This window comes from Nitrobacter sp. JJSN (genome assembly GCF_051912485.1).
GTDB lineage: Bacteria > Pseudomonadota > Alphaproteobacteria > Rhizobiales > Xanthobacteraceae > Nitrobacter.
The window spans coordinates 658,894-675,495 of the sequence record NZ_CP196822.1 but is presented as its reverse complement, the minus strand read 5'-3'; the positions used below and the strand labels follow the sequence as shown (position 1 = coordinate 675,495).

Genomic DNA, 16,602 nt, shown 5'->3' with positions numbered 1-16,602 from the left:
GGTGCGCGTTCGGTCTTTGTATGATCACTTGGTGAATATGAGATGGTTATAGTGTGATCACACACAGTCTCGGCTGGTTCTGGGTCCGGCACTGGAATGCGTCACACGTCCGCGAGCGATAGCCGGGACGATGTGAGCGGTCATTTCCGCGGGACCTTCGACTTACGCCGTGGCGGCTTCTTGGTTCCGCTGACCTTACGCTTGCGCGGCTGTCTTTTCTTGCCGACATCGGCGAACGGATTTGGCAGCACGGTTTTCATATCGATTCTCCGATAATACCGGCTCATGCCATATATGCATCATCACGGCGCAAAACGATGGATGTGATCTGTTTCACTACCCTTCCCTATTCGGCGGGCTCCAGAATATCTGATACTCGCTTTGCATTTAAGGGCTGGCCATGTCGCGGCGCAGTTCCGGCAGAGTCCGGATGTGAGTATCCCTTGATCAAGCCGAAAATGGCTGGGATCACAATCAACGTCAAAAACGTCGAGGAAACCATACCGCCGATCATCGGCACCGCGATCCTCTGCATGATCTCGGAGCCGGCGCCGGTGCTCCACATGATCGGCAGCAACCCCGCCATGATCGCGACGACGGTCATAATCTTGGGACGGACACGATCGACCGCGCCCTCCATGACCGCCTCGTAAAGATCCGCCTGCGTGACCGGTTGTTCCTGCGCCGCGCGTGCCGCCCGAACTTTGGAATAGGCCTGATTGAGGTAGATCAGCATGACGACGCCAGTTTCGGCGGCAACGCCCGCGAGCGCGATGAAGCCAACGGCGACGGCGACGGACAAATTAAACCCAAGCCACCACATCAGCCAAAAGCCGCCCACCAGAGCGAACGGCAGCGACAGCATTACGATCATGGTGTCGGTGATCGAGCGGAAGTTCAGATACAACAGCAGGAAAATGATCAACAGCGTCACCGGCACGACGATCTTGAGGCGCGCGGTGGCACGCTCCAGGTATTCGTACTGGCCGCTCCAGACCACATAATAACCCGGTGGGAACGCGATGCTCGCCCGCACCGCCTTCTGCGCATCGGCGACATAGCCGCCCAGGTCGCGGTCGTGAATGTCGACATACACATAGCTCGCAAGTTGCCCGTTTTCCGTCCGGATCGAGGTCGGCCCGCGGTCCAGAGTGATTTTCGCCACTTCGCCGAGTGGCACGGTGCCGCCCTGCGGCATCGGCACAAGAACGTCCGAAGCGATCTTCTCGGGCGTGTCGCGGAGGTCTCGGGGATACCGCATATTGACGGTAAACCGTTGACGACCTTCAACAGTGGTGGTCACAGTCTGTCCGCCGAGCGCGGTGGCGATCACGTCCTGCACGTCCTGAACCATGATGCCATAGCGTGCGAGCGCCGTCCGATCGGGTGTAATGTTGAGAAAATATCCGCCGATACCGCGCTCCGCGTAGGCCGATGAGGTGCCAGGCACGGCCTTGAGGACTTGCTCGACCTGCTTCGCCAGCTTGTCGATCCCGACCAGATCGGGGCCGATCACCTTGACACCGACGGGGGTGCGGATTCCGGTCGACAACATGTCGATGCGGGCCTTGGTCGGCATCGTCCAGGCATTCGAGACGCCGGGAAACTGCAACGCCTTGTCCATCTCCGCGATCAGGCTGTCGATCGTGACGCCGGAACGCCATTGCTCCTTCGGCTTGAGGTTGATGATGGTCTCGAACATCTCCGGTGGAGCAGGATCCGTCGCGGTGGACGCTCGCCCCGCCTTGCCGAATACAGATGCTACTTCCGGGAACGACCGGATGATCCGGTCTTGCATCTGCAGCAGTTCACCTGCCTTGGTGACGGAAATGCCGGGCAATGTCGTTGGCATATAGAGCAACGTGCCCTCGTTCAGGTTCGGCATGAATTCTGTGCCAAGCTGACGCGCGGGCCAGACAGTCGCGGCTAGAACTGCGAGCGCAAGAACGACGACCAGCATCTTTGCTCGCATCACGCCCTTGATTACAGGCCGATAGATCCAGATCAGGAATCGATTGATCGGATTCCTGTGTTCCGGAACGATCCGACCGCGAACGAAGATCACCATCAGCGCAGGCACCAGCGTGACCGAAAGAAGGGCCGCCGCCGCCATGGCAAACGTCTTAGTGAAGGCCAGCGGACTGAAAAGACGTCCTTCCTGCGATTCCAGCGTGAAGATCGGCATGAAGGAGACGGTGATGATCAGCAGGCTGAAGAACAGCGCGGGACCGACTTCGGATGCTGCCTCGATAAGAATGCTGACTCGCGAGCGTCCCGACCCAGCCCGTTCGAGGTGCTTGAGCGCGTTCTCTATCATAACGATCGCGGCGTCCACCATGGCGCCGATCGCGATCGCGATTCCGCCGAGACTCATGATGTTGGAGCCGATCCCGAGCAGCTTCATCGCACCGAAAGCCATCAGGATGCTGACTGGCAACATCAGGATTGCGACCAGAGCGCTCCTGACATGCAGCAGGAAAACGACGCAGACCAAAGCGACGACAATGCTTTCCTCGACCAGCGTGTGCTTGAGCGTAGTGATCGCCGCATTGATCAGCATGGAACGGTCGTAGACGGGCACGATCTCAACCGACTGCGGCAGGCTTGAAGCGATTTCCGTGAACCGCTTCTTGACGTTGTCGATGACATCAAGGGCATTGGCGCCAAATCGCTGCAGAACGATGCCGCTCGTGACCTCTCCCTCGCCGTTCAGCTCCGTAATGCCGCGCCGTTCGTCGGGCCCCAGCTCGACGCGGGCAACATCGCGCAACAACACCGGCGTGCCGTTATCGATCTTGAGGACGATGTTGCCAAGGTCGTTGATGTCTTTGATGTATCCCCTGCCCCGAATGACGTATTCAAATTCGGACAGCTCGACGGTCCGCCCGCCGACGTCGGCGTTGCTGGCACGGATCGCGTCGCGCATTTTCTGCATCGTGATGCCGCGATCGCGCATCCGCTGCGGATCGAGAACGACGTTGTATTGGCGGACGAAGCCGCCGGCGCTCGCGATCTCGGCCACGCCGCCTGCCTTCGCCAGCGCGAACTTGAGATTCCAATCCTGAATGGCTCGCGTGTCCGAGAGATTGAGCTCCTTGGAAACCACCGCGTACTGGTAGACCCATCCCACACCGGTCGCGTCAGGGCCCATCGTTGGCGTCACGCCGGATGGCAAACGTGCCGCAGCGCCGTTAAAAGATTCGAGGACGCGCGAGCGCGCCCAGTAGATGTCCGTTCCGTCCTCGAAGATGACGTATACGAAGGACACGCCGAAGAACGAGAACCCGCGCACGACCTTCGATTTCGGCACCGTCAGCATCGCCGTCGCGAGCGGATAGGTCACCTGATCCTCGACCACTTGCGGCGCTTGACCCGGATACTCGGTGTAGACAATGACCTGCGTGTCCGAAAGGTCCGGAATGGCGTCGAGCGGCAGATGGGCCAGAGCGTAGATGCCGGCGGCGGCTGCGAAGCCGGAGCCGAACAGAACCAGCAGCAGGTTGCGGGCCGACCAGGCGATGACGCGGGCGATCATGGTTGGCTTCCCGCTTCCGAAAAGCCTTTCAGCGCAGCCTTCATATTACTTTCGGCATCGATCAGGAAGTTGGCCGACACCACGACCGGCTCACCGTCGTGCAACCCCTCCCGCACCTCGACATAACCATTCCCACGCTGACCGAGCTTCACTTCCCGCGGCTCGAAGCGCCCTTCTCCCTTGTCCACCAAGACCGATTGCCGCGCACCCGTATCGAGCACAGCGCTTTCCGGTATCGCCAAAACCGGCGCAGGATTACCCGTGTCGATTTCGGCGTCGACATACATGTCGGGAAGCAGGGCAAGATCAGGATTTGAGAGTTCGACCCTGACCCGTGCGGTTCGCGTTTCGCGGTTCACCTGCGGATAGATCACGCTGATCTTTCCGGAGAACGCGCGCTCCGGAAAGCTGCGGGCTTTCGCAATAACCCGCTGCCCTACCCGTACCGCGCCAAGATCCCGCTCGGCTATGTCCACCATGGCCCACACCAGGGACGTATCGGCGACACGGAACAGCACGTCGCCGGGCTGCGCTCTCATCCCCTCAATGGCATTACGTTCCAGAACGATCCCGTCGCGCGGCGCCGACCATTCGATCGCGATCGGAACCATGCGACTCTTTTCCATGGCCACGATCGCCGCATCCGGAACGTCGAGGTTCATCAGTCGCTGCCGCGATCCACGGCCGTAGCGTTCCATGCTGGCCGGGATAGACAAGTTGATCGTGGAGATATAATCCGCCGCGGCCGATGAGATCGCCGAACTGTAGATCTCCATCAGCGGCTGCCCCTTCTTGACAGCGGAGCCGGTAGTAACGTTCATCACCTTCTGTACCCAGCTTTCCGTGCGCATCGAGATAACGGATATCCGCCGCTCATCGAGTTGAATCGTGCCAGGCGCCCGGATCAACGTCCGGATGACACGAGGTGCGGCGCGTTCGGATTGCACACCCGTGCGCTGGATTTTTCCCGGTGACAACTTGACCGAGCCATCAGCGGCGTCCTCGCCCTCGTAAACGGGGATGTAATCCATCCCCATCGAATCCTTCTTCGGCGTCGGTGATCTATCCGGCATCCCCATCGGATTGCGGTAATACTTGATCTTGTGCTTGCCGACCTTGGCGTCGGGGGGTTCGACCTTGGTCTTCTCATGCGCAGGATCGTCGAAGCTAACGTCGGCGGCTGGCGGCACCGGGCGGTACGCGCGTCCGTCCTCCGCCCTCTTCGGCGTCAGCGAGTAGAACGGCTTGCCATCCGGATCCCGATAATAGATCGGCGCAGTGGTGGTCTCGGACGCCGCCGCGGTCGTAAAGGACATCACGCTCGTTCCGTGCAGCACACGGCCGCCGGTGAAACCAGCGCCGACTGCCGCGGCCAGCGCCGCAACGACAAGGCTCATCAAGATTGCCCGGTTCATTTTTGCGCCGTGATGACGAGCTTGTTCTCGACGGTGCCGGTCTCACCCTGCACCTTGGCGCCGAGCGACAACCGCCAACGGCCTGCCATGCCGAACGTCGCCTTGAACTTGTAGGTGCCAGCTTCGCTTCCCGGTATTTGGATGATCTTTGTCGCCATCTCCTCCATGCCGTCAGGCGCCATGTCGAGGCGAGTGGCAAAGATCACCGCGTCGGAAACCGGTTTGTCTGTCCTGGAACTGATCAGGCGGACGGCGATGATCTTGTCAGATCCGGTCTGAACGGTCTGGTCGATAAGTTCGAACCTGTAATCCTTGATGTCCGCAAAGACGGTTGTGCTGGCCGTGACGCTTGCGGCAACGGCGATCAGCGCTCCACGAAGGGAGCGCGCATAATGTGACGTGTTCATATAAAATCCTCGAACGTTTTGGTCTGCCGCAAGGCGGCATGAATCATCCGCGCAAGCCTCTCGGTCGCGCGGCATCGAACGGCGCTCGCGCGCCGGTCAGACCAGGGTTCGAGGTGGATGGTCGGGTGGAGGACGGTCGACCCCGTCGCTCATGAGATCGTCACGACCGGCAAGCTGGTGATGCCGAGTAGGACGGACAGCAATCGCATCGACAGCGGACTGAGTCGCGAAGCTTTTCAGGGCACAGATCGCAAGCAGCGGACAGTCCTTACAGTCTTTATTCTTTTGCGTGTCAGGACAGCACGGCATGTCATCAGACATCGATGCCAGGTCGGACATCGCGACCGTGGATGACCCCATCGCGACCACTGGCGTTCCCAGCGGCGCCGCAACGAGCCCCGCGATCACGAAGATCGCCAGTAGACGGCCGATGAAGCAACGAAACCCCATGGAGCTACCCTGCCACGGCTCAGGAAGCCGGGAAAGCGGGGATCCTTCACATTTTCCGGAACTGATTGATGAAAGCCGACCGTGAGAGAAGCAGTCCCCGATGTCAGGATAGCCCATGCAGAGCGTTCTGGGGCGGAGCGCCCGGAGCACCGGCTAAACGAATCGCCAGGGTAATCGCGCCAGCAGTTGATGTCGCGGGAGCGATGTGGCTTGTTGCCGATCAGGATCGAGGCAACGGACCCATCACATTAACATTTCCAATGTCTATTTTGCATTACGATAAATTGCGTGCCGAACAGGTCGCCGCGGTCTACGGGAATGCGGTGGAAGGAACGGTCGGAAGCCTGATTGCGGCTGCGATCCTGTCTGGAATGCTGGTGAGCCTCGGCGCGGTGCCATTGTCGGCGGCTGTGATCTTTGTTGCGCTCGTCTTCGGACAATCCATTACAAGGTTCGTGCTCATCCGTGCCTATCGGAGATCGAGGCCCGCGCCGTCGGATTGGCAGCGTTGGGCACGACGCGCCATAGCCAGCGCTCTCGCCGGCGGATTGACCTGGGGATTCGGCTCGCTCCTGCTGATGAGTCCGAGCCGCGTCGAATTGCAGTTTATCGTGCTGCTGGTTTGCGCGGGTATCGCGGCGGGGGCCATCACCGCCTTCGCGACCTATCTCCCGGCATATTATTGCAATCTGTGCTCTATCATGGCGCCAACCACGATCTGGGCCGCCTCGCATCATGACGTGTTGCACTGGACCTACGCTGCGCTCGCCACACTATGGACTGCGGTTATTGCCATGCTGGCAAAGAAGCACAGCGACATCCTCAATAAGTCTCTGCGGCTACAGTTCGAAAACCTCGATCTGGCGACGAATTTGCGTCTGCAAAAGGAGAAGGCGGAGGAAGCGAGTGTCGCCAAATCCCGCTTTCTGGCGTCGGCGAGTCATGATCTGCGTCAACCGGTCCACGCTCTGAGCATGTTTGTCGGTGCTTTACGCGCCCGGAAAATGGATGACGATGCGCAACGACTAGTCAAACAGATCGACGACTCGGTCGGCGCGCTTGATGGTCTGTTCACGTCACTGCTGGATATTTCCCGGCTCGATGCAGGAGTGATTCAGGCGCAGCATCAATCGTTTCCGATTCTGGCGCTGTTGAAGCGGATATGTCGCGATGAAGGCGCCGAGGCGACGCGGAAAAATCTGACGCTGACTTTGATTCCCTGCTCGCAGGTCGTTGAGAGCGATCCGGTGCTGCTCGAACGCATCCTGCGCAATCTGATCTCGAATGCGATTCGATATACCGACAAGGGACGCGTCGTCGTCGGTTGTCGTCGCGGCGAGCGGCTGAGTGTCGAGGTATGGGATAGCGGTCGCGGCATAGCGCCAGATGAGCGCGATCTTATCTTCCAGGAGTTCTATCAGATAGGAAATCCTGAACGAGATCGCAGCCGGGGACTCGGGCTCGGCCTCGCCATCGTCGCCAGATTGACGGACATTCTGAAGACACCACTGACACTGCAATCCTTGGTTGGTCGCGGCTCCGTATTCAAGCTGTCGGTTCCGATATCGCAGCGAGAGCCATCCGTGACGATGCAGGAAATTGATGGCTCACCGAGCGCGGCGAATCCACTGCTCATTCTCGTCATCGATGACGAGGTTGCGATTCAGGCGTCGATGCAAAGCCTGCTTACCTCTTGGGGGCACGTCGTCACTGTCGCAGGCTCATGTCACGACATGCTGGCGCGGATTGTGGAGTGCACTGTGATACCCGATCTCATCATTTCGGATTATCGCTTGCGATCGGCTGAAAACGGCATCGAGACGATCCAGCGGTTGAGATCCGAATTTAACGAGAATATTCCCGCTATTCTCATGACAGGCGATACCGCGCCGAGCCGCATCAGGGAGGCGAGCGAGAGCAGTTGTCTCCTGATGCACAAGCCGGTTTCGAATGGCAAACTCCGTGCGGCGATCACCAGCCTGACAATCGCCGGTCCCCGTTCCGGAGAACCGGCCTGGTAGAGCGGATTCAACATTCGCTTCCCCGGCCCGCAAGTGCGCGGCGCGAATGCTGGAATCGAGCTCCTAAAGCGTTTTCGCGCGAAGCATATCCTCCGGCTTGACCCGAGGATGGATCGGTTGGCGTGAAAAAACTCGTTAAAGCAAGAGCCTAGCTTCTGATTTCATCAGGAACGAAAAGGCTCTAGATAATGGCGGCGCGCCGGGCTACCTCGACGGCCTGCGTCCGGTTGACCACGCCGAGTGATTTGAAGATCGCCGTGACATGGGCCTTCACGGTGCGTTCGGAGACAAGCAATTCGCGGCCGATCTCCTTGTTCGATATGCCTCGGCCAAGCAGCTTCAACACATCGATCTGGCGCTCCGTGAGCTGGGCGTTGAAATGTGTAGCGGCCGTCAGCGCCCTGTCGTTTGCTTGCGGCGCGGGCGCCCGCAACATGATTTGGGGGATATAGACTTCGCCGGACAGCACAAGCTGCAATGCCGACATCAGCGTCTGTGGACCGGCCGATTTGGGCAGATAGCCGAGGGCACCTGCCGCCAGGGCTTGCCTGACGTGTTCCGGATTTTCCGAAGACGACAGCAGGATGACCGGCAGATCCGGCCGCCGCTTGCCGATCTCGCGCAGCGCGGACATGCCATCTTCGCCCGGCATGTTCAGATCGAGGAAAACTGCATCAAGATCATCATGGGCATCGACCTCGCGTATCCCGCCGGCGGCATCGCCTGCTTCAAGAATTTCGATATCCGCCCTCGTTTGCGTGAGGAGCGCGGCCAATCCAGCGCGCATGATCGAATGGTCATCGATGAGAAGCAGCTTCACGACAGGCGGCTCCAGTCGGCAGAGACGGATCGATCCCAACGCGACATGAATACACGGTAACCGGCCGTGGGGCAAAATCTGGCCCCTTGGTCGCAATGGTACATGCCCTGTCTTAGGACTTCGACAGCGATGCGATCGATCAGAAATAGATGGACGGTTGCTCAGGTCAGGGGATATGCGTGAGCGATGCAGGAAAGCACGACAATTCAGCCGCCGATATTTCGAAACATGGCCCGCGTTCGTCTTATAGGTACGGCTCTCGTCTACCTCGGTGCGTTAGGTCTTTGCATCACGCTCAACAATGCAGAGGCTGAGGGCGCCAACCCCACACCGGTCTCGAATGGCTGGCGGGTCGAGTGCACCAGCGATAGTAAAGTGCTTGATTGCCGGGCTTTTCAACAGGTTTTGCAGCGCGACAACAACCAGATCGTGACCAGCATCACAGTTCGAGTCCCGGCGGAAACCAAGAAGCCGGTCATGATGGTGCAGCTTCCGCTCGGTATCCTTGTCGTTGAGCCGATGGCCATCAGGGTCGATGAAGGCGCAGCGGAAAATCTAGCCATTCAGACGTGTGCACCGTCGGGATGTTATGCCGGGGCGCAAATCTCCGACAAACTGCTCGACGCCATGCGCAAGGGAAAGATATTGAAGGTCGCGTTTCAGAACGCCAACAAACAGGCTGTGCTGGTCGAAATGCCGCTGGCCGGGTTTGTGCCGGCCTACGACAAAATCAGGTAGGCATTCACGATGTTGGGGTAGAGCACAACGCCGCCGGGCCTCTCGGCCTAAGGCCGTCGCGTTTGTAGGCTCAGAGCCTATGGCTATTCGCGGCCGGTGGTGAGACGTGTATCGAATGGCTGCCCTTAAGTCTTAAGACCTCAAACGGATCCGCTTGCACTTGTTAGAACGCACTGTGCCGGTCAAAGATAAGCACGGGACAATTCATGGGGCATGCTCAGTGACGCAAATGCGTCCTGTGCGCATTTTTCGCGAATAAATTCGGGGCAAACCGTGCAACCATTCGACCGATCCGGTCGTCCGCTTAGGTCGCTGCCTAAGCTAGGCGGTGGGGTTTCTCCGCTGGCAACAACCGTTTTGCTTGCCGCTTGTGCGATCGGTCCGGCGCGCGCCGACCCTTGCGTTATCAACGGTACGACAGCGACCTGCTCGGGCGATCAGTCGTCCGGTATTCAGATCGATACTGGCAGCGGCTTGACCAGCCTGTTCGTTCAATCGGTAACGACGAATATCGGGCCGCCGAACGGAATCTCGTTCAAGTCAGAAGGCGCGGATGGCGGCAACAACGGCAGCGGTGCCGACGCCACAAATCTGAGTGTCACCACGGATGGTACCGTGGTCATTCACGCCACCGGCGCCGCCAGCGGCATCTATGTGTCGAGTACCGGCGGTAATTCTTTTGATGTCAGCCAGGGACACGGCGGTATCGCCGGTGACGTGACTGTGTCGAATGCCGGCGTCGTCACCACCACCGGCATCAATGCATACGGCATCCTGGCCCGTTCGATTGGCGGCAACGGCAGGCCAAACAACCAGGACGATGGCTCTCTCGGTGCGCCGGGCGGCATCGTGACGGTCACCAACGCTGGTACGGCCTCGATCACGACTACAAGCGACGGCGCCGCCGGCATCTACGCGTTTTCAAGCTCGGGTCACACCACCAACAGCAGCACCTATGGTATCGGCGTTGGCACCGTCACCGTGACAAATAACGGGTCGATCGAAACCTCCGGGACATCAGGCCTGACCGATCCGCTGTCGTTTGCTCACGGCATCGTTGCCGTGAACATTGCGGGCTCCGGCAGCGATGGCAAAAACGAGAACCGCCTCGCCAGCGCCAGCGGCGGCAATGCCGGCCTGGGCGGGGACGCCAGTGCGGTCACGGTCACGACGACTGACAGCATCACGACGCACGGCAACGGCAGCTATGGCATCTACGCACAGAGCCAGGGTGGCTTCGGCGGCACCGGTGGTGCGGCCGGCGAGCGAGGTACGTCGGATGCCGGTGGTGGTTATGGTGCCGCGGGTGGTGTTGGCGGTGTCGTAACGGTCACGGCATCGGGCAGCGTCACGACGACAGCAGATGCCAATGCGATCGGCATTTTTGCCAACAGCGTTGGCGGTCGAGGCGGCAACGGCGGCAGCGCCACCGGCGGTACAGCTGTGGGACGTGATGGCGGCACCGGTGGTACGGGTGGCTCCGTTACCGTGACGATGGATGGGTCCATAGTCGTGAAAACCCACGGATCCACCAGCTACGGCATCTACGCCCTGAGCCAGGGTGGCTTTGGCGGCGTCGGCGGTGACGCCAGCGACAGTCTGACCATCAACGGGACCAGCGGCAACGGCGGCAACGGCGGTGTGGGCGGACAGGTCACGATTGCCGATAATGGTGTCGGCGTTCGCAGCGTCACGACGGATGGCGTCAATGCCATCGGCATTTTCGCCGAAAGTCTTGGTGGCCGCGGTGGCGATGGCGCCAACGCCCTGGGCTCCACGAACGCCAACGCGCGCAATGGCGCGGATGGCGGTGCGGGTGGTGGCGTGACCATCGATACGACGGCAAATGTCACCACGAGTGGTGCGGGAGCATTTGGTCTCTTTGCTTACAGCCAGGGCGGCGACAGCGGCAACGGCGGCCACGCATTTTCAGTCGCTAATGCCGATGCAGGCAATAGCCACAATGCCGGTGATGGCGGCACGGTTTCGCTGACCTCCAGCGGCGCGGTCACCACTGGTGGAGCAAATGCCGTTGCGCTGTTTGCGTTGAGTGCTGGCGGCAACGGCGGCAACGGCAATAGCGGCGACGCAACCAACGCCGTTGGCGGCAATGGCGGCGCCGGTGGTGACGGCGGTATCGTTACTATCAATGCAAACGGAACCATCAAGACGACGGGCGCGGCCTCCTATGGCGCGTTTGCGCAAAGCGCTGGGGGCATGGGCGGCAACGGCGACGACGCCGGCGGTGCTGGCGGCAGCGGCGGAACAGGAGGCGCTGCGGGCTCGGGCAAGCTGGTGACGGTCAACGTCGATGGCACCATCAATACCGGCGGCGTGGCAGCTTATGGCGTGTTCGCTGAAAGCGTCGGTGGGACTGGCGGTCATGGCGGCGGCGGTGCTGGCGTCGTTGCCCACGGCGGGATCGGTGGCAGTGGCGGCAATGCCGACGCTGTGACCGTGACAACATCGGGCGCCAGTGAAATCCATACGACGGGTCTGCTGGCGAGCGGCATTTACGCCAAGAGTCTCGGTGGCGTCGGCGGCGATGGCGCCAACGCAGGAGCGGCCTATGCCAGTCCCGGCGCGGGCGGACAAGGCGGAACGTCCGGTCATGTCGTGGTCAATGCGGCCGGATCAATCACTACCGATGGCTTCGGCGCGTTTGGCATTCAGGCCGAGAGCACGGGCGGCGGCGGCGGCACTGCGGCCAGCGGCAGCGGCGTTGTTTCGATCGGTGCATCGGGTGGATCCGCGGCCAAGGGCGGCGTCATCGATGTAACCAATGATGGGCACATCACGACCAATGGTGCTTTCTCCCACGGCATCGTTGCGGCCAGCATCGGTGGTGGTGGTGGCGCTGGAAGCCAGTCGGGCAGCCTGGTTGCGCTCGGCGGTGCAGGAAATTCGAGCGGTGACGGTGACATCGTAACGGTCACCAACAATGGCATCATCCGTACAACCGGAATCGGGTCGTATGGTGTCTATGCTGAAAGCGTCGGCGGCGGCGGCGGCAACGGCGGCGGTGCGTCGGGCTTCATCACCATCGGTGGTGACGGTGGCGGTGGCGGCAAAGGCGGCGACGTCAACGTCTACAACTACAATCTGATTGCGACCAGCGGCCTCGGCAGTCACGGCATCTTTGCGCAAAGCGTGGGCGGCGGTGGCGGCGACGGCGGATCGGCCAGTTCCTACGCGGGTCCTTCGGTTGGCTCGGTGTCAATTGGCGGAAACGGTGGCGTGGCCAGCAATGGCGGTAATGTTCTGGTTCAGAATTACGGCACCATCAGCGTATCCGGCTTCCGCTCCAGCGCGATCTTTGCGCAAAGCACCGGCGGCGGCGGCGGTAACGGCGGCGACAGCACGAGCCTCGGCGTGACTGTGGTGGACTACACCATTGGCGGCAAAGGCGGTGCGGCAGGAGATGGTGGCACCGTCGAGGTCGACAATTACGGAACGATCACAAGCCATAGCGATCTGGCAGCTGCTATCCTCGCACAAAGCGTTGGCGGCGGCGGCGGCAGCGGTGGCGCTGCCTACGCGATCACCGGCAACCTGGTGAATGCAACGGTTGCGATCGGCGGCAGTGGCAATGGCGGTGGTGACGGCGGCACGGTTACCGTCAACCAGACCGGTGCGATCACAACAACGGGCATCGGCTCCAACGGCATAACGGCATTCAGCATCGGCGGTGGCGGCGGTACCGGCGGGACCAGCATGGCGCGCTCGATCAGCGCGTCGCCCAAGGGATCGATGGCTTTGGGACTTTCGATCGGCGGCAGTGGCGGTGTTGGCGGTGATGGCGGTGAAGTCACGGTCAACAATACCGGCTGGATCATGACCGGTGGTGCGGCCTCCGTTGGTGTATTTGCCCAAAGCGTCGGTGGCGGTGGCGGCAACGGCGGCGATGCAACCGCGACGGCGCAGGTGATCGTCGCAGAAAATGCGGCTGCGATTTCCATCGCCATCGGCGGCTCCGGCGCCGGTGGTGGCGACGGCAAAGCCGTGACGATCACCAATGACGGCCGCATTGTGACGCTTGGCGACGATGCGCACGCGATCGTGGCGCAAAGCATTGGCGGCGGCGGCGGCATTGGCGGCGCCGGCCGCGCCAGTTCGAATGCTGACGTGGCCGGTGGGTTAGTGAGTTTTCTTGCGCTCAATTCGGACGATCCGGACCCCACCAAGCCTCCGCCAGAGCAGGAAAAGCCGGACCGCAACGGAAAGAAAACCGACGACGCCAAGAAAGGAGAGAAGGAGGATACCAAGATATCGGTTGCGATCGGCATTGGCGGCAGCGGTGGCGTTGCGGGCGCCGGCGACAAGGTCACGGTCAACAACACTGGCTCGATCGATACCTACGGCTATGCGGCTTACGGAATTTTCGCTCAGAGCGTCGGTGGTGGTGGCGGTGCGGGCGGCGGCGGTGGCGGCGAAAGCGAAGGCGACATCAGCGTTGGCGTTGGCTTAGGTGCCAATTCGGGCGGCGCTGGCAAAGGTGGCGATGTCATCGTGACCAATGCAGGCACGATTGCGACGCGCGGCGCCGATGCCTACGGAATTTTTGCGCAGAGCATCGGCGGTGGCGGCGGTATCGCGGCAGCAGGTGACGCCAGCGCCGGCACCGATGTGAAAAATATTGGAATTAGCGTCGGTGGATCGGCTGGAAGCTCCGGCGATGGCGGAGTGGTCACCATCAATCAGACCGGTGATGTGACGACGCTCGGCGATCGTGCGGTTGCGATCTTCGCGCAAAGCATTGGCGGTGGTGGTGGCGTCGGCGGCACCGGTCAGGGCGCCGACGGTGGCTCGGTGATGGTTGGCGGTTCGGGAAGCGCAGGCGGCAAAGGCGGCGCGGTCAACGTGACGATGGACGGCGATATTCTCACCTTCGGTGACGGTGCTCACGGTATCTTTGCGCAAAGCGTTGGCGGCGGCGGCGGCGTCGGCGGCGACGTCTCGGGCAACAACCCGACGCTGCTAAGCCATGCTATGACGATTGGAGTCGGCGTCGGTGGCACGGGCGGTGGCGGCGGCAATGGCGGTGATGTCACGATCGGAACGACCGGCACCATTACCACCAACGGCTATCGGACCTACGGCATCTTCGCGCAAAGCATTGGCGGCGGTGGCGGCACCGGTGGCAGCGGCAATGCCAGCTTCGGCACCATTCCATTCGCGGGTTCCAACGGCGGTGCCGGTTCGGGCGGCAAGATCACCATCGACCAGAGCGGCAGCGTGATTGCGTACGGTCTCGACTCCCACGGCATTTTTGCGCAAAGCGTTGGCGGCACGGGTGGCGACGATATCGCCATCAAACTGCATAGCGGCACGGTTTCCGGTGGCGGTGGGTCGGCCGCGGGCATTTACATCGATGGCGGAAAAACCAATACGATCACCATTGCCGCCGGCGCGACCGTAACTGCGTTGTCAGGTCTGGCGATCAAGGCCACCGATGGCGTCGATCAGAACAACGTCGCGCATGCGACGGGCAATACCGTGATCACAAGCGCCGGAAATATTTCGGGCAACATCGACCTCGGCTCCGGACTCGGGGGCCTCAGCAATCTAGCATCGGGTGTTTTCACCACCGGACAGACCGTCAATCTCGGCTCCGGCACGATGAGCAATGCTGGCCGGCTTGACCTTGGCGGCATCGGCAACAAGATCAGTACCGCGCTGAACGGCAATTTCATCCAGGCTCCGAGCGGAACGCTGGTTGTCGACGCGACGTTCGGTGGAACGTCGGATGTGCTTGCCGCGACAGGAACCGCGAACGTGCGCGGCAAAGTCGAGCCTCACCTGGCGTCGCTGATGCCGAACGCGCCCACGACGATTGTCAGTGCCGCCAACGGCTTTGTCGGTATCAACGACGCTACGCCTGTCGATAGTGCAAGCGTGACCTACGGTTTGCAGATTGCCGGCAACAACCTTCAGCTCAGCGTTCTAAGCGCGCAGTTTGTGCCGCCTTCGTTTGCGTCCTATTTTTCACCGAATGACACTAACGCTGCAAATCAGCTTCAGGGTATCTGGAATGCCGGCGGCGGAGCGGCTGGTATGGGGCCGGTCTTTGCTTACTTCGCCACCATTTCTGACCCCAATACTTACGCCCAATCGCTCGATCGATTGCATGGGGCATCCTACGCAAGCCAGGCGTCTGCTGCGATTCTGACCGGCCTCAACTTCACCGACAGCATGATGAGCTGCCACGGATTTCAGGGCGCGCTCGCGCCGCTCCGGGAAACCGCATGCGAGTGGACCAAAGTGACCGGTGTTCTGACTGACAAAGGTTCCGCGTCCGGTTCGAACGGATATCGCGATCGTGCCGGGCGCATCCAGGCCGGCCGGCAGATCGAGCTCGCACCGGATTGGTTCTTCGAGTTCGCGGCTGGTTATGAGTATGGCCACACGACGGTCGGAGATTTCTCTGTCACGCAGGCTGATCGTTACGACCTCGGTCTGGCACTCAAACACCAAGTGGGATCATGGTTGTTTGGCGTGGCGCTTGATACCGGATATGCGGCGCTCGATACGACGCGCAGGATCGATCTTGTCGGCATCGGGTCTGCCAGAAGCCAATCAAGCATCTGGCGACTCGATACCCGATTCCATGCGGCCTATCTCGCGGAATTCGGCATCACTTACGTCAAGCCGATGCTCGATTTCGACGTCATCTATAATACCATGCCGGGGTTTAGCGAGACGGGTGCCGGCGTGTTGGGCCTGCGTGTTGCTTCGGCCAGCCAGGTGATGTTCGCCGTCGCGCCATCGGTGGAGTTGGGTCAAACCATCATTTGGGACAATGGTCAGGCCATGCGGCCCTATATTCGGGCCGGCGCCACGTTGCTGTCGACCGGAAGCTGGACAATTAACTCCAATTTCGAGGGCGCCCCGGCGGGTGTCGCCTCATTTGCGTCGGCGAATTCGATACCGCGTACCCTGGCCAAGACGTCAGCGGGCATCGATGTGTTTGGATTGTGGGGCGTTTCCGGACTCGATCTGAAGCTGCAATACGAAACGCAATTTGCCAACGGCTATCAGGACCAAACGGGCTCGATCAAGCTGACCCGGCGTTTTTGACCCGATGTCTCTCTCGCAGCGCGCGCTGACCAACGTTCCGACGATCGCCGATTATCATGTCGTTTGGCCGTGTTCTGGGCAAGGCCTTGTGCCGGCGCAGAACCCGATCGACCGATGTCGTCGACGTGTTACGGCCGGA

8 protein-coding genes are annotated in these 16,602 nt (G+C 60.8%); 3 read left to right on the top strand and 5 right to left on the bottom strand.

Going from position 1 to position 16,602, the window contains the following annotated elements; all coding sequences use genetic code 11:
• Window positions 1-346: 346 nt before the first annotated feature.
• From ACSZOQ_RS03470 to ACSZOQ_RS03455, 4 genes are all read right to left on the bottom strand, one after another.
• A complete protein-coding gene (locus ACSZOQ_RS03470; protein WP_439924641.1) occupies window positions 347-3,535 on the bottom strand; it encodes an efflux RND transporter permease subunit in 3,189 nt (1,062 codons plus the stop codon).
• Window positions 3,532-4,950, bottom strand: coding sequence for an efflux RND transporter periplasmic adaptor subunit (locus ACSZOQ_RS03465; protein ID WP_439924639.1), 1,419 nt, complete (start codon window positions 4,948-4,950; stop codon window positions 3,532-3,534). Before ACSZOQ_RS03465 ends, ACSZOQ_RS03470 begins: the two co-directional genes overlap by 4 nt.
• On the bottom strand, window positions 4,947-5,357 hold the full coding sequence (locus tag ACSZOQ_RS03460; RefSeq protein ID WP_439924637.1) for a FixH family protein: 411 nt from the start codon (window positions 5,355-5,357) through the stop codon (window positions 4,947-4,949). Before ACSZOQ_RS03460 ends, ACSZOQ_RS03465 begins: the two co-directional genes overlap by 4 nt.
• 96 nt (window positions 5,358-5,453) lie before the next feature.
• A complete protein-coding gene (locus ACSZOQ_RS03455) occupies window positions 5,454-5,807 on the bottom strand; it encodes a hypothetical protein (protein ID WP_439924636.1) in 354 nt (117 codons plus the stop codon).
• Window positions 5,808-6,067: 260 nt separating this feature from the next.
• On the opposite strand from ACSZOQ_RS03455, the gene ACSZOQ_RS03450 reads away from it, so the two are divergent.
• On the top strand, window positions 6,068-7,828 hold the full coding sequence (locus tag ACSZOQ_RS03450; protein ID WP_439924634.1) for an ATP-binding response regulator: 1,761 nt from the start codon (window positions 6,068-6,070) through the stop codon (window positions 7,826-7,828).
• A 181-nt stretch (window positions 7,829-8,009) separates the two neighbouring features.
• Here the strand turns inward: ACSZOQ_RS03450 and ACSZOQ_RS03445 are convergent, their stop codons facing one another.
• Window positions 8,010-8,648 carry a response regulator gene (locus tag ACSZOQ_RS03445; RefSeq protein WP_439924633.1) on the bottom strand — a complete coding sequence of 213 codons (639 nt, stop codon included), beginning with the start codon at window positions 8,646-8,648 and terminating at the stop codon, window positions 8,010-8,012.
• Between the two features lie 228 nt (window positions 8,649-8,876).
• On the opposite strand from ACSZOQ_RS03445, the gene ACSZOQ_RS03440 reads away from it, so the two are divergent.
• A complete protein-coding gene (locus ACSZOQ_RS03440; RefSeq protein WP_439924631.1) occupies window positions 8,877-9,386 on the top strand; it encodes an invasion associated locus B family protein in 510 nt (169 codons plus the stop codon).
• Window positions 9,387-9,743: 357 nt separating this feature from the next.
• A complete protein-coding gene (locus tag ACSZOQ_RS03435) occupies window positions 9,744-16,463 on the top strand; it encodes a hypothetical protein (RefSeq protein WP_439924630.1) in 6,720 nt (2,239 codons plus the stop codon).
• Window positions 16,464-16,602: the final 139 nt, after the last annotated feature.

What these genes read in the sequence shown, in the direction of transcription:
- ACSZOQ_RS03455 (WP_439924636.1), bottom strand. Translation starts at nt 5,807, where the DNA reads ATGGGGTTTCGTTGCTTCATCGGCCGTCTACTGGCGATCTTCGTGATC.
- ACSZOQ_RS03470 (WP_439924641.1), bottom strand. Translation starts at nt 3,535, where the DNA reads ATGATCGCCCGCGTCATCGCCTGGTCGGCCCGCAACCTGCTGCTGGTT.
- ACSZOQ_RS03450 (WP_439924634.1), top strand. Translation starts at nt 6,068, where the DNA reads ATGTCTATTTTGCATTACGATAAATTGCGTGCCGAACAGGTCGCCGCG.
- ACSZOQ_RS03440 (WP_439924631.1), top strand. Translation starts at nt 8,877, where the DNA reads ATGGCCCGCGTTCGTCTTATAGGTACGGCTCTCGTCTACCTCGGTGCG.
- ACSZOQ_RS03465 (WP_439924639.1), bottom strand. Translation starts at nt 4,950, where the DNA reads ATGAACCGGGCAATCTTGATGAGCCTTGTCGTTGCGGCGCTGGCCGCG.
- ACSZOQ_RS03460 (WP_439924637.1), bottom strand. Translation starts at nt 5,357, where the DNA reads ATGAACACGTCACATTATGCGCGCTCCCTTCGTGGAGCGCTGATCGCC.